Annotated in this window: 6 protein-coding genes; 1 reads left to right on the plus strand and 5 read right to left on the minus strand. The window is 60.4% G+C overall.

Going from position 1 to position 12,473, the window contains the following annotated elements:
- The 4 genes from IM295_RS06360 to yegD all read right to left on the minus strand — a co-directional run.
- Positions 1-2,147 (minus strand): efflux RND transporter permease subunit (locus IM295_RS06360; RefSeq protein ID WP_370551800.1); only part of this gene is annotated, 2,147 nt, incomplete at its 3' end.
- On the minus strand, positions 2,148-5,270 hold the full coding sequence (locus tag IM295_RS06365; protein WP_193066409.1) for an MdtB/MuxB family multidrug efflux RND transporter permease subunit: 3,123 nt from the start codon (positions 5,268-5,270) through the stop codon (positions 2,148-2,150).
- Positions 5,270-6,472, minus strand: coding sequence for an MdtA/MuxA family multidrug efflux RND transporter periplasmic adaptor subunit (locus tag IM295_RS06370; RefSeq protein ID WP_193066410.1), 1,203 nt, complete (start codon positions 6,470-6,472; stop codon positions 5,270-5,272). The genes IM295_RS06365 and IM295_RS06370 overlap by 1 nt, the downstream gene beginning before the upstream one ends.
- Positions 6,473-6,631: 159 nt before the next feature.
- A complete protein-coding gene (gene yegD, locus IM295_RS06375) occupies positions 6,632-7,984 on the minus strand; it encodes a molecular chaperone (protein WP_193066411.1) in 1,353 nt (450 codons plus the stop codon).
- Positions 7,985-8,114: 130 nt separating this feature from the next.
- Here yegD and alkA point away from each other — a divergent pair, with 130 nt between their 5' ends.
- Entirely contained in the window at positions 8,115-8,987 is an 873-nt protein-coding gene (alkA, locus tag IM295_RS06380) for a DNA-3-methyladenine glycosylase 2 (protein ID WP_193066412.1), read from the plus strand.
- Here alkA and IM295_RS06385 read toward each other — a convergent pair.
- Positions 8,952-12,281, minus strand: a complete 3,330-nt coding sequence (locus IM295_RS06385; RefSeq protein ID WP_126300509.1) for a diguanylate cyclase — start codon at positions 12,279-12,281, stop codon at positions 8,952-8,954. The two genes, alkA and IM295_RS06385, sit on opposite strands and share 36 nt — an antisense overlap.
- Between the last annotated feature and the right edge of the window lie 192 nt (positions 12,282-12,473).

Consider the following 12,473-nt stretch of genomic DNA (forward strand, 5'->3'; position numbering starts at 1 on the left):
AGCCGCGACATGGTTTCGCGGTCGTAGGTGAGCGCCATCTCCGCGCCGTTGTCCTGCTGATCGGAGTTCACGTCCGCCAGCTCCGGCAGGGCGGCCAGCGCCTTACGGATCTTCGGCTCCCACTCGCGCAGGGCGGCTAAATCATCTGAGAGCAACGTGTACTGATAGCTGGCGTTCGCCTGCCGCCCGCCGACGCGGATATCCTGAACGGCCATCAAAAACAGGTTTGCGCCCGGCTCTTTGGCGAGCTTCACACGCAGGCGGTCAATCACCTGCTGCGCCGTTTCGTTGCGCTCGCCGCGCGGCTTAAGGGTAATGAACATCATCCCGCTGTTAACGCGCGAGCCGCCGGTAAAGCCAGTGACGTTGTCTACAGCCGGATCCTCACGAATGATCTTCATAAAGTCCTGCAGCTTGCCGCGCATCGCCTGGAATGAAATGCTCTGGTCCGCCTGGATGCCGCCCATCAGCACGCCGGTGTCCTGCTCCGGGAAGAAGGTTTTCGGGATGGTGATGTACATCCAGACGTTGAGCCCAATGGTGGCAATCAGCACCAGGCCGACCAGCCGCGTGTGGTTCAGCACCCACTTCAGCGATTTGCCGTAGCCTTCCTGCATCGCCATCAGAAAACGACCAAAGCCTTTGCGACGCGGCTGCGAGTGAGGCTTGCTGCGCTTGAGCATCCAGCCGCACATCATCGGCGTCAGCGTCAGGGAAATCACCAGCGAAATCCCGATGGCGACCGAGAGCGTGACGGCAAACTCCCGCAGCAGCCTGCCCGGCAGCCCGCCCATCAGCAGCAGCGGCAGGAAGACCGCCACCAGCGACAGGCTCATGGAAAGTACCGTAAAGCCCACCTCGCGTGTGCCCTGCAGCGCGGCCTGCAGCGGTTTCACACCCGCTTCAAGGTGGCGGGAAATGTTCTCCAGCACCACGATGGCGTCATCCACCACGAAGCCCGTCGCAATCGTCAGCGCCATCAGCGACAGGTTGTTAAGGCTAAAGCCGCACAGGTACATGGCGGCAAAGGTCCCAATCAGCGACACCGGCACGGCCACCGCCGGGATCAGCGTCGCGCGGCCGGAGCGCAGGAACAGGAACACCACCAGGATCACCAGCGCGACGGAGATAATCAGCGTTTGCTCCACCTCTTCAAGCGAGGCGCGGATGGTCGGGGAGCGATCCTGGGCAATCTGCAGATCGATTGCTGCCGGGATGGTCTCCTGCAGCTCCGGGAGGCGGGCGCGAATGCTGTTCACCGTCTCAATAATGTTCGCCTCCGGCAGCTTGCGGATCATCAGCAGGATCGCCGGTTTAGCGTTGGTCATCCCGGCGTTGCGCACGTCCTGCACCGAGTCGGTGACGCTGGCGACGTCGCTCAGGCGTACCGCCGCGCCGTTGTTGTAGTGAATAATCAGCGGCTGGTATTCCGCGGCGGTTTCTAGCTCGTCGTTGGTCTGGATCTGCCAGCGGTGGCTGCCGTCCTCAATCGCCCCCTGCGGTTTACGCACGTTGGCGCTGCTGATGGCGGAGCGCACGTCGTCCAGCGACACGCCCTGGTTGAACAGCGCCTGCGGGTTCAGGCCCACGCGCACGGCGGGCAGAGAACTGCCGCCAACGCTCACGTCACCCACGCCGTTGATTTGTGAGATCGTCTGCGCCAGCTGGGTCGACGCAAAGTCGTAGAGCTGCCCCTGAGAATAGGTGTCAGAGGTCAGCGTCAGGATCATGATTGGCGCGTCGGACGGATTGGCCTTGCGGTAGGTCGGACGGCTCGGCATCCCGCTCGGCAGAAGGCTTTGCGCGGCGTTGATGGCCGCCTGCACGTCACGGGCGGCACCGTTAATATCCCGGTCGAAGCTGAATTCCAGAATGATGCGTGTGCTGCCCAGCGAGCTGCTGGAGGTCATCTCGTTGACCCCCGCAATCCGCCCAAGAGAACGCTCCAGCGGCGTGGCAACGGACGAGGCCATGGTCTCCGGTGACGCACCCGGCAGCGAGGCGCTGACCATGATCACCGGGAAATCCACCTGCGGCAGGGGGGCTACTGGCAGCAGCCGGAAGCCCAGCACGCCGCACAGGGTAATGGCGACGGAGAGTAAAATCGTCGCCACCGGACGGTAAATGAAGAGGGCGAAAAACTTCACTTACGCCTCCTCTTCACGTTTCGGGAAACGGCTTTTGGTCCACAGCGCCAGGCGGTCAAACAGCAGATAGATCACCGGCGTGGTGAAGAGCGTCAGCACCTGACTCACCAGCAGGCCCCCGACCATACCGATACCCAGCGGGCGGCGCAGCTCCGCGCCGACGCCGGTGCTGAGCATCAGCGGCAGCGCCCCCAGCAGGGCGGCCAGCGTGGTCATCAGGATCGGGCGGAAACGCAGCAGGCAGGCCTGGAAGATGGCATCGAGCGGCGACATGCCCTGCTCGCGCTCGGCGGCCAGCGCAAAGTCGATCATCATGATGGCGTTTTTCTTCACGATCCCGATAAGCAGGATGATGCCGATGATGGCAATAACGTCCAGCTCGCTGCCCGCCAGCATCAATGCCAGCAGCGCCCCCACGCCCGCCGTTGGCAGGGTAGAGAGGATGGTGATCGGGTGGATAAAGCTTTCGTACAGCACGCCAAGCACGATGTACATCGCCACGACCGCCGCGACGATCAGCCAGACGGTGTTGCCCAGCGCGGCCTGGAACGCCAGCGTGCTGCCCTGGAACTGGGTCTGAATGTCGGACGGGAAGCTGAGCGCTTTTTCAGCAGCCTGGATGGCTTCCACCGCCTCGCCCAGCGAGTAACCGTCCGGCACGTTGAAGGAAATGGTGGTGGACGGGAACTGGTCCAGGTGGTTAATCGACAGCGGGGTATAGCGCTCCTCCACCGTGGCGATGGCGCTCAGCGGCACAATGCCGCCGTCTTTGCTGATCAAGCGCACCGAGTCCAGCGCGGCCAGGCCGGGGGTGTGCTCGGTGTTGTGTTCCAGCACCACGCGGTACTGGTTCGCCTGGGTGTAGATGGTGGAGATCAGGCGCTGACCGAAGGCATTATACAGGGCGTTGTCCACGTCCGACATGGTGATGCCCAGACGGCTGGCGGTGTCGCGGTTAACGTTGACGTAGGCCGCCAGCCCCTTGTCCTGCCAGTCGCTGCTGACGTCGGCGAGCTGCGGCAGGGTGTTAAGTTTTTCAACCAGCTGCGGCACCCAGGTGCTGAGGGCGTCAAGCGACGTAGCCTGGAGCGTGAACTGATACTGTGTGCGGCTGACCTGGGTATCAATGGTCAAATCCTGAATCGGCTGCAGGTAAAGCTCAACGCCCGGCACGCGGGCCACGGCGCTTTGCAGGCGCTCGATGACGGCGTTCACGCGGTCGTCGCGCTCATCCAGCGGCTTGAGGTTGACCTGCAGACGCGCGCTGTTGAGCGACGGATTGGTGCCATCCACCCCCACGTAGGACGTCAGGCTCTCCACCGCCGGGTCTTTCATGATGATTTCAGACACCTGCTGCTGGCGCTGCGCCATGTTCGCGAAGGAGACCGACTGCGGAGCCTGAAGCGTGCCCTGAATAATGCCGTTATCCTGGATGGGGAAGAAACCTTTCGGAATAAAAATCCACAGCATTACGCTGAGCGCCAGCGTCCCCAGCGCCACGCCAAGCGTTGCCCACGGATGGTTCAGCACTTTCGCCAGCACGCGACCGTAGGCGGCAATAATTCGCTCGAACATCCGCTCGGAGGCGCGGGAGAAGCGGTTTTGCTTGCGCAGAGACTCGTGGCTCAGCATGCGGGCGCACATCATCGGCGTCAGGGTCAGCGACACCACGGCAGAGATCAGAATGGCGACCGCCAGCGTCACGGCAAACTCGCGGAACAGCCGCCCGACGATGTCGCCCATAAACAGTAGCGGGATCAGCACCGCAATCAGCGAGAAGGTCAACGAGATAATGGTAAAGCCGATTTCCCCTGCGCCCTTCAGCGCGGCGGCCAGCGGCTTTTCACCTTTCTCGATATAGCGCGAGATGTTCTCGATAACGACTATGGCGTCATCCACCACGAACCCGGTGGCGATGGTCAGCGCCATCAGTGTCAGGTTGTTAATCGAAAAGTCGAGGAACACCATCACCGCAAAGGTCCCGACCAGCGAGAGCGGCACGGCGACGGCGGGGATAATGGTTGCCGGAACGTTGCGCAGGAACAGGTAAATGATCATTACCACCAGCGCAATCGCCAGCATCAGCTCGAACTGGGTATCAGTGACCGACGCACGAATGTTGGTGGTGCGGTCGGAAAGGACTTTTACGCTGACCGATTTCGGCAGGCTTTCAATCAGCTGCGGCAGCATGGTGCGGATGCTGTCGGCGGTTTCGATGATGTTGGCGCCCGGCTGGCGCTGCACGTTCATCACGATCGCCTGCTGCTTGTTCGCCCACGCGCCGAGCCAGCTGTTTTCCGCGCCTTGTTCCACGGTGGCGACATCGCCCAGGCGGATCGGCGCGCCGTTCTGGTAGGCCACAATCAGCTGACGGTATTCGTCGGCGGACTGCATCTGGTCGTTTGCCGAGAGGGTGACCGCACGGGTCGGGCCGTCCAGCGAGCCTTTCGCCGAGTTGACGTTGGCACTGCTGATGGCGGTGCGGATGGTTTCGCTGGTCAGCCCCAGCGCGGCAATCGCCTGTGCGTTAAGCTTCACGCGCACGGCCGGGCGCTGGCCGCCCGCCAGCGTGACGAGGCCGACGCCGGAGACCTGAGAAATCTTCTGCGCCACGCGGGTTTCGACCATGTCTTCGACCTGGGTCATCGGCATGGCGGAGGAGGTGACGGCCAGCGTCATGATCGGCGGATCCGCCGGGTTCACCTTGCTGTAGACCGGCGGGTTAGGCAGGTCCGACGGCAGCAGGTTGGTGGCGGCGTTGATGGCGGCCTGCACTTCCTGCTCGGCGACGTCCAGCGACAGCGTTAGCTGGAACTGCAGCGTCACGACGGATGCCCCGCCGGAACTCTGGGAGGACATCTGTTTTAATCCGGACATCTGGCCAAACTGGCGCTCCAGCGGGGCGGTAATGGCGGACGTCACCACGTCCGGGCTGGCGCCAGGATAGAGAGTGACAACCTGAATCGTTGGATAATCCACCTCCGGCAGCGCCGACACGGGCAGGAAGCGGTAGCCAATGATCCCGGCCAGCAGGATCGCCACCATCAACAGCGTGGTGGCGACAGGGCGGAGGATAAACAGGCGTGACGGCCCACCTGTAGAGCTCGGGGGCATAACCTGCATCAGGAGGTCGCTCCCTGTTTTGCAGGTTCAACCACCTCAACTTTCGCGCCTTCGGTGAGACGGTCGATGCCGTCGGTGACCACGCGGTCGCCGGCGGAGAGCCCGGCGCTGATGACCACCGTCTGGCTGTCCTGAATCCCGGTTTTCACCAGATGCTTGCTCACTTTATTGTCGCTGTTCAGCACCCAGACAAAGCTTCCTTCGTTACCCATCTGCAGCGCTGCGGTAGGGATCACTACCGCGTTCTCTTCGGTAGCGACCAGCATTCGCGCGTTCACGAACTGGTTCGGGAAGAGGGCATCGTCCTGGTTGTTAAAGCGCGCCTTCAGCTTGATGGTGCCGGTGGTGGTATCGATCTGGTTGTCCAGACTGAGCAGGGAACCCTCGCTCAGCTTCTGCTTGTTGGTGCGGTCCCAGGCTTCCACCACCAGGCCTTTGCCGGCTTTTTGCGCCTGCATGACGGTTGCGATATCGCTTTCCGGCAGGGTAAAGACTAAATCAATCGGGTGGGTCTGGGTGATCACCACGATGCCCGTGGTGTCGCCGCTGGAGATCTGGTTACCGATATCGACCTGCTTCAGGCCCACGCGTCCGTCAATCGGCGCGGTGATGCGGCTCCAGTCCAGCTGCAGCTGCGCGCTGGCGACGGCGGCCTCGTCGGCTTTGATGGTGCCCTGCGTTTCGCTGACCAGCGACTGCTGGGTGTCCAGCTCCTGACGAGAAACGAGGTTGGTTTTCACCAGCTGCTGGTAGCGCGCCAGATCGCGACGGGCGTTGGCGAGGGTGGCTTTGTCTTTCGCGAGCTGCCCCTGCGCCTGAGCGAGGGCGACTTTAAACTGGCTCGGGTCGATTTCCGCCAGCAGATCGCCCGCTTTGACCTGCTGACCTTCCTGGAAGTGGATCGCGATGAGCTGACCGTCAACGCGGCTGCGCACCGTGGCGGTGTTGGCGGCGGTAATGGTTCCGAGTCCTGTCAGATAACGCGGAACGGCTTTGCTCACCGCCGTTGCCGCCTGAACCGGTGCCAGCGCGCCGCCGCGCATGCCGTGACGGCCGCCGCCAGCCGGGCGCTGGGCCTGGCTGCTGGCGCCAGCGGGAGCGGCGGAGTTCGCAGATTGACTGTGCCAGTACCAGGCGGCGGCAAGGACCACCACAATGATGCCAGTGGCGATTGCCCAGCGGGATTTGTTACTGCCTTTCATCGTTATACGTTCTCATCCTGAATACTTCGGGGAATGATACTAGTTTAGTCAGCTAACACAGCGGAAAAATGGAGGAAATATGGAAGACTGTCAGGAATGGTCTGAGTGTGGCGATCGTTTTAGCCGGGTAAGGCGAAGCCGCCACCCGGCACAACCGCATTAGCTAAACATCACCTGCGCCCAGCGCGCCAGCCCTGCGGTAACGGAGCCAAAGTCATCCCCACCGGCAATCGGAATGCCCGGCAGCTGTTCCGCCAGCGCTTTCTTGATCAGCGGCGAACGGGCGCTACCGCCGGTCAGGTAGATCATATCCGGCTTCTCTTTGCCGTTCTCCAGCGCCAGCTGGACCTGCTCCAGGATGCGCTGCAGCGGCTGAGCAAGCGCCGTTTCCAGCCCCTCCTGTGAAATCGCCGTGGCCAGATCGTCGCGGATAAACGGCAAGGAGACCGCATGTTCAGGACGGTCGGAAAGGGCGATTTTGCACTCCTCCGCAGTACGCACCACGCGGTAGCTCAGGCGCTGACGCCACACTTTATAGAGCAGGGCGACCTTCTCGGCATCCTGCGCGTCGCGCACCAGATCGTTGAGGAAGCGCCCGTTCGCGGTGCTGTAAAAATCACTCTGCGCCGGAACGTCGTTGATGGCAATCGCGTTCCACCACGGCAGGATCGGCAGGGCGATGCCTTTTTCCGTTTGACCGCCCATGCCCAGCAGCGGCATCAGGCTCTTAAAGGCCAGGGCGATATCCAGATCGTTGCCGCCTACGCGGCAGCCGCTGTGCCCGAGCAGGCTGTTTTCGCGGTCACGGCGGTGATGCCACTGCGGTCCCATTAGCAGAAGCGAGCAGTCCGTTGTACCGCCCCCGATGTCGACGACCAGCACGCGCTTCTCTTCCGTCAGCGTGGCTTCAAAATCCAGCCCCGCCGCAACCGGCTCGTACTGAAACACCACGTCGTGGAATCCCGCCCGGTGCGCCGCACGCTCAAGTATCCCCTGCGCCTGCTGGTTGGCTTCGTCACCGCCCAGCCCCTGGAAGTTGATCGGGCGGCCAATCACCGCCTGGGTGATAGTATCCGGCACCTGCGACTGCGCCTGATTGCGGATATGCAGCATCATGGCGCACACCAGATCTTCAAACATCGCCACCTGCTGCGGCTTCAGGCCGCTCGCGCCGAGGAAGGACTTTGGCGATTTAACGAAGTAGACCTCTTCCGGGTCTTCAATGTAATGCCCGAGCGAGGAAAGGCCAAACTGCACGCTGGAAGGGGTAACGTCGATGTCTTCCTCGCGGTTAAAGCTGACCGCCCGACGCAGCAACGCCTGGGTTTCCGCCGCGGTAGCCGGAACCTGATGGTGGCGGAACAGCCACTCGCTCACCGCTTCGCGCGTTGGCGCGCAGAGCATTGACGGCAGCAGCGTGCTCTCTTTTTCCATTTTCAGAAGCTGCGGTTGGCCGTTTTGCATGATCGCAACCGAGCAGTTTGCCGTACCGTAGTCAAATCCAATAAACACGATTAATCCCCATGCCGGTGAGAAGGGGCGAGACTTTAACGAAATGTCTGCATCGCGACAACAGGAATATGAAAGCAAGGCGAAACAAGGTCTTTCCGTTTATGCTGATAAAAATAAAAAAGGAGCAGCGATGTATACCCTGACGTGGCAACCCCCTTACGACTGGCAGTGGATGTTTGGCTTTCTCGGCGCGCGTGCGGTGACAGGCATTGAAACCGTCACGAGCGACTACTACGAGCGCAGCTTTGCCTGCGACGGCCATCAGGGGATATTTCGCGTGACGCCGGATATCGCTACCCATACGCTGATTGTGACGCTCAGCCCGAGGTTGGTTCCGGTTGCGCAGACGTGTCTTGAACGCATCGCGCGCCTGTTCGATCTCGCCTGTAACCCACAGCACATCGCAGATACGCTGGGGGATCTCGGCGCTGCCCGCCCCGGCTTGCGTCTGCCGGGGGCGATGGATGCGTACGAGCAGGGCGTCCGGGCCATTCTCGGGCAGTTGGTCAGCGTGGCGATGGCGGCGAAACTGGCTTCCCGCGTTGTCGCCCTGTGCGGTGAGCCGGTGAAGGATGCTCCGGGTTATGTCTGCTTTCCCTCCCCGCAAGCGCTGGCCGCTGCCGATCCGCTGGCGCTCAAGGCGCTCGGGATGCCGGTAAAACGCGCGGAGGCGCTGATTCATCTGGCGCAGTCGGTTGTTGACGGGACGTTTCCGCTGACGCCGCCCGAGGACGTTGAGGCGGGCATGAAGGCGCTACAGCAGCGGCCGGGCATCGGGCGCTGGACGGCAAATTACCTGGCCCTGAGAGGCTGGCAGGCGAAAGATGTGTTCCTGCCGGACGATTATCTGATTAAGCAACGCTTCGCCGGGATGACCCCCGCGCAGATCCGTCGTTACGCCGAGCGCTGGCAGCCGTGGCGCTCCTACGCGCTGCTGCACATCTGGTATACCGACGGCTGGACGCCGTCAGTTGATGGCGAAATAACTGGTGTTGAGCAGTAGATCCAGCGGCTGCGGCTCGGCGATGGTGTCGCCATAGATAAAATCAATGCCGATGCCGGAAAGCGTATCCATCATGATGGGCTGGTTGCAGGGGCCCGCGATGGTTTTCATCCCCAGACGCTGGGCGTGGCCCTGAACGATGGTCACCATCATCTCATCCATCAGATTACCATATACGTTGCTCACCACCTCGGCGTCGAGCATCAGATAATCGGCCATGTTCGGGCTCAGGTGGCTGAAGACGTTCATGTCGCGCCCTATCTGGCTGAAGATCACCCGGCAGCCCGCCTGGCGAAGCTTTTGCAGCCCTCGCTGCAGGTTCTCATCCGGATTACACACCACGTCGCTCGCGATAACCAGATGCAGCAGACGGCCCGGCATGGGGCTGTTATCGAGCAGGTCGAGGAGTTCATCGACCAGCGTTACGCTGGCTAAACCGGCGGCAGAAAGGGGCAGTGCTACCCCCATCCCTTTACGGGCGACCTGTGCGGCAGAGGTGCGGAAAAACTCACCAAAGATACGTCTGTCGAGGGCGTGCAGCAGTTCGGGCTCCGCCAGACCAGAACGGAAGGCGTGCTCCTCCTGGACTTCACCCTGGCTGGTCCACAGGCGTAGCGAAATCAGCCAGAAGTTACAGCTTTCCGGTATGCGCGGGGAGGCGACGCTGCGGGCTATCATCATCAGATGATTGTCTTTGATCATATGCCATTGTTCGTCCAGCGACATCATGCTGCGCGCGCTCCGATCCCGCTCCTGCTGCGGTTCGTACACCGTCACGATGCCGCGGCCGCTGTTTTTCGAGGCATAACAGGCAATATCCGCCTGCGACATCACTTCTGACGCCTGGTTATTATGCTCATCAATCAGCGTGATCCCTGCGCTGGCGCCAATCCGGTGCAGGCGACCTTCCCACATAAAGTGATAGTCATTGATGGTATGGATCAAACGCCCGGTGATATAGCGCGCGCTCTCAATATTGCAGTCCGGCAGCAGCAGCCCAAACTCGTCGCCGCCCAGGCGCGCCAGCACGTCGCTGGAGCGAAGCATGGTTAGCATCATGGAAGAGAGTTCCCGCAGCAGGGCATCTCCCGCCGCATGGCCTGCGCTATCATTGACGGCTTTGAAGCGGTCCAGATCGATAAAGACCAGCGCATGACGCTGACGCGTCTCGCGAACGGTTTGCAGAAGCCGTTTGAGATGGTTTTCGAAGCTGACCCGATTTGCCAGGTGGGTGAGGGCATCGTGCGACGCGCTGTAGCTTAGCTGACGCAGCATTTTGCGCGACTCGGTGACGTCCTGAATAACGATCACCGAGCCAATACTGTGCCCATCAAGGGTACTGAGTGGCGTAATGCTGTAGTGAATATCAAACGATCCGCCGGTGCGGCAGTTCAGCACTACGTCCTGGTCGATATCGGAGCGTGACATATCGCCGCTGTGAATATTCTCCATCAGCGGGCCCCGTTCCCCAAAGGTGATGTGTAACACCTTCAGGATCGGCTGGCCGATGGCCTCGGTCTGCAGCCAGCCGCTCATCTTCTCGGCGACCGGGTTCATAAAGGTGACGTTCATGTTGATATCGGTACAGAGCACCGCTTCGCCGATGGAGTCGAGCGTGATGTGCAGGCGCTCTTTTTCCTGAAACAGCGCTTCGTTAAGCTCCTTCACCTCGGTCATGTCCATATTGATGCCGAGCAAACGTTCGACTTCACCCTCTTTATTCAGCACCCGGTTGGCCAGGGAGCGTATATGGCGCACGCCTTCCTTCACGCGGATACGGAATTCAAGCTTAAACGGCAGACGAGAAACCAGTGAATCCCGCAGCACCTGCTCCGCATGGGCGCGATCCTCCGGCAATATTCTTTCGTGCCAGAGCTGCCAGGTGGGCTTGATGTGCGGCGGAATTTCATACAGCTCAAACATCCGCTTATCCCAGCTGATGATGTCTGGCTCCAGATCCCACTCCCAGATGCCGATGCCGCCCGCTTCGTTGGCCAGCGTAATGCGTTCCATCAGCCGTTTATTGACCCACTCGGTCTGCTTCAGATCGTTAATGTCTTCAATCTGGGCGATGAAATAGAGCGGCGAGCCATCGGCATGGCGCACGACGGAGACGGCCAGAAGCGCCCAGACGACCTCTCCGTTGCGCGTGTAATAGCGCTTTTCAAGGGTGTAGGTGTTGATCTCGCCGTTGACCAGCTGCTCCAGCTGTTCCAGGTCGGTATGCAAATCTTCCGGCCAGGTGAGCTGCTGGAAGGTGAGCGACTGTAGCTCGGTCTGGCTGTAACCGAGGAAATTGCACAGCGCCTTGTTAGCCTGAAGCCACTGGCCCTCCATGCTGACTAACGCCATACCGATGGCGGAATACTCCATTGCATTACGAAAGCGCTCTTCGCTCTCGGTGATGTGTTTGCGTTCGGCACGGAAGGCATACATCACCATGGTCATCACGTTAGCGGGGAGGAGGAGCATCAGGAACGGCAGCCACGGCGCGTTCATCATCGGCCCGGCATGTTGGGTGGTCAGCGCCGAAGGGTTATGGGCAATCATCAGTGAAACGACCATCACGGTAACCAGAAACACCATGAACGCTTCCATCCGCGGCAAGCGCACGGCGCTCCACATCAGCAGGACAATCACGCAGGTAAAGGGCCACGGCAGCCAGGTGATGGATGCCCAGCTGAGGGCCAGCGTTACGGCCATGGTAACCAGGGTTTCCAGCAGCAATCTCGGATCACGGTGGCGGAGCAGGTAATGGGATTTAAACAGCAGCCCCAGCGGCACCAGCGCCAGCGCGCCAATGGATTCAGATAGCACCCAGACGATGAAATTACGCAGCGGCTCAGGGCCGGGGATCAGAAGCGTCATCAGAATACCGCCCACCAGCGGCGGCACCAGCGCGCTGCCTATTGCCAGGCGGATCCAGTCGTTTAAATTTTGCAGCGGGTTGTACCACGGAAGCAGCTTGCGCAGTAACACGGCACCGATGATGGCCTCAATAACGTTTATTGCGGTGTAGGTGGGGTTTATCGACGCCCAGGAGAACAGCATCCACGAGGCCAGAATATTGCCAAATGAACAGGCCAGGGCTATCCCGGGCCACATTTTTCCTGCATGGCGGTAAAACGCCACCATCATAATGGCGGTAGGAAACCAGAGTGGCGCCAGCAGGGTACCGAAGCGGGTAAGCTCCAGCGAAAATAAGGTAAAGATAAAGGTGACCAGGCCCAGACAGACAAGTCGTAATAAAGGATGTGGGGTGGTAACCAAAACCCGCTGGTATTGTTTATTCATTACCGCTTTATCCAGAGACGCCATGCCGTCAGGAGAGAAGTGCGCACGAGTGAATTTGATAATTTGGTTTATGCTAGTACAAACAATTTACAATTCATATGGCGACTGCTCATAATTTGACATCATAGACTTATTAAATAGTTACTCGCTAAAAAATTCCTGTTAAACGCTGAAAAAACGGTCATTAAAATT

The sequence above is a fragment of the Enterobacter cloacae complex sp. P14RS genome, assembly GCF_014895895.1.
GTDB classification, from domain to species: Bacteria; Pseudomonadota; Gammaproteobacteria; order Enterobacterales; family Enterobacteriaceae; genus Enterobacter; species Enterobacter bugandensis.

Coding starts and splice junctions, on each gene's coding strand:
- IM295_RS06385 (WP_126300509.1), bottom strand. CDS start 12,281: ATGAATAAACAATACCAGCGGGTTTTGGTTACCACCCCACATCCTTTA.
- alkA (WP_193066412.1), top strand. CDS start 8,115: ATGTATACCCTGACGTGGCAACCCCCTTACGACTGGCAGTGGATGTTT.
- IM295_RS06365 (WP_193066409.1), bottom strand. CDS start 5,270: ATGCAGGTTATGCCCCCGAGCTCTACAGGTGGGCCGTCACGCCTGTTT.
- IM295_RS06370 (WP_193066410.1), bottom strand. CDS start 6,472: ATGAAAGGCAGTAACAAATCCCGCTGGGCAATCGCCACTGGCATCATT.